The organism is Enterobacter cloacae complex sp. IR5441, assembly GCF_049238215.1.
GTDB lineage: Bacteria > Pseudomonadota > Gammaproteobacteria > Enterobacterales > Enterobacteriaceae > Enterobacter > Enterobacter hormaechei_C.
Genome location: NZ_JBMKIA010000088.1, coordinates 1 through 2,208, shown reverse-complemented (window position 1 = coordinate 2,208; position 2,208 = coordinate 1). Strand labels below are relative to the sequence as shown.

General features: G+C 48.1%; 2 protein-coding genes and 1 pseudogene. 2 read left to right on the top strand and 1 reads right to left on the bottom strand.

Features of this window, described 5'->3' with window-relative positions; genetic code table 11:
• Together ACOTX5_RS26345 and ACOTX5_RS26340 are read left to right on the top strand one after the other, a co-directional pair.
• The coding region (locus ACOTX5_RS26345) for a hypothetical protein (RefSeq protein WP_421632517.1) at nucleotides 1–180 on the top strand (180 nt) is incomplete at its 5' end.
• A 142-nt stretch (nucleotides 181–322) separates the two neighbouring features.
• Nucleotides 323–1,900 (top strand): methyl-accepting chemotaxis protein, encoded by a 1,578-nt coding sequence (locus ACOTX5_RS26340; RefSeq protein ID WP_001323889.1) that lies wholly within the window; start codon nucleotides 323–325, stop codon nucleotides 1,898–1,900.
• 191 nt (nucleotides 1,901–2,091) lie between these two features.
• On the opposite strand, the pseudogene ACOTX5_RS26335 reads toward ACOTX5_RS26340, so the two are convergent.
• Nucleotides 2,092–2,208: pseudogene (locus ACOTX5_RS26335) on the bottom strand (DDE-type integrase/transposase/recombinase); the annotation flags it as partial.

The following is a 2,208-nucleotide window of genomic DNA, read 5'->3' as shown; positions in this document are numbered from 1 at the left end:
TCCCTGCGTCCGCTGATGGCCGGCAGCAGCCCGTCGTTGCCTGATGGATCCAACCCCTCCGCTGCTATAGTGCAGTCGGCTTCTGACGTTCAGTGCAGCCGTCTTCTGAAAACGACAAAAAAATGGGAAAGCAGACTCTATTCTGACGAAGCGGCGCGGCCCTGCCTGACATCAAGTTAGGGTATAGCCTAGATTGACATGCGCGATGCAACCCTTAACTTGCTTGCACCTATCGTTTCCATGCTAGCTTTATCGTAACGCTCAAGAAATTGGGCTTAATGCCGAAAACAATAAAATAAAACAGCCAACCCTTGAGGTTCTTATGCGCCAGAATTTACCAGTGACGGGTCGAAACTTAGAACTCCCAAAAGATGCCAATATTCTTTCGACTACCTCCCCTCAAAGCCATATCACGTACGTTAATCCTGACTTCATTAAAATCAGTGGTTTCACTGAGGAAGAACTATTAGGCCAGCCTCACAACATCGTAAGACACCCAGATATGCCGCCTGCTGCATTTGAGCATATGTGGAGTACATTAAAATCTGGCCGCTCATGGATGGGGCTAGTAAAAAATCGCTGTAAAAATGGCGACCACTATTGGGTAAGTGCTTATGTAACGCCAATAGCTAAGAATGGTTCGATTGTTGAATACCAGTCTGTAAGGACCAAGCCTGAACCTGAGCAGGTTTTGGCTGCGGAAAAATTATATGCTCAATTGAGAAGCGGGAAGGCCGCGAGGCCGAAATTGGCTGCTAGCTTTTCCGTGAAAATACTCTTGCTCATATGGGGTAGTATTATATCAAGCGCAATGGCTGCCGGCATGCTTACTGATACATCAATAAGCAGCTTATTGTTAGCCACTTTAATGTCAGGAAGCTTAAGCTCTGTTAGTGTTTTGGCTATTCTCTCTCCTCTTGGAAGACTGGTTGAAAGAGCCAGGAATATTTCCAATAACCCATTAAGTCAATCCCTCTACACTGGGCGCACCGATGAGTTTGGCCAAATAGAGTTTGCTTTACGAATGATGCAAGCTGAAACAGGCGCCATAGTAGGTCGCATAGGTGATGCATCAAATCGGCTTAGCGAACACACCCGAGGCCTACTAAAGGATATTGAGTCAAGCAATGTACTTACAGTTGAGCAGCAGGCAGAGACAGATCAAATAGCAACGGCAGTAAACCAAATGGTGGCAAGCATTCAAGAGGTTGCGAGCAATGCACAGCATGCTGCAGATGCGGCCGGAAGAGCAGACACTGAGACGGCATCTGGCCAGCGTCTGGTAGCCCACACAAGCCAGTCAATCACTGCCCTTGAAGGTGAAATTAGGCAAGCCACTCAGGTTATTCATGAGCTTGAAGGTCAAAGTAACGAGATATCAAAAGTTCTTGACGTTATACGAGGGATCGCCGAGCAAACGAATTTGTTGGCACTCAACGCAGCAATTGAGGCCGCGCGTGCTGGTGAGCAGGGGCGTGGTTTTGCTGTTGTCGCCGATGAGGTTCGCAGTCTTGCTGCTCGCACACAGCAATCGACAACGGATATTCAAAGCATGATCAGCGCTCTACAAGAGCGAGCGCAATCCGCTGTTACAGTCATGGAGCAAAGTAGTCGGCAAGCGCACACGAGTGTAGCTCACGCAGAGGAAGCAGCTACAGCTCTTGATGGAATTGGCCAACGCGTTAACGAAATTACCGACATGAACGCGCAAATAGCGACTGCGGTCGAGCAGCAGGGAGCAGTAAGTGAAGACATAAACCGCAGTATTATCAATATACGCGATGCTGCTGATACCAATGTACAGACCGGGCAGAATAATTTGCAAAGTGCGAAATCTGTCGCTCAGTTAACTAGCGCTCTGAGCGAACTGGCAAAACAGTTTTGGGAAAAACGAGGATAACGCTTTTCAGTATCTCGACAGGGATAACTTACTTTACCATCGGTTATCCCTTTTAGCCGCACAAATTTTAGCCATGGCTTTTCAGGAAGTCAGGGCTATCAGAATGGCCTTAGAAAGCCTAGTCAAAGAGCTGTCACGAGAACACCGTTAGCTTAGCGTACGATTTTTTCCGAATTCTGCGGTTCCCCCTTGATGAATCGCGGGATCTGCCACTTCTTCACGTTGTTGAGGATTTTACCCAGAAACCGGTATGCAGCTTTGCTGTTACGACGGGAGGAGAGATAAAAATCGACAGTGCGGCCCCGGCT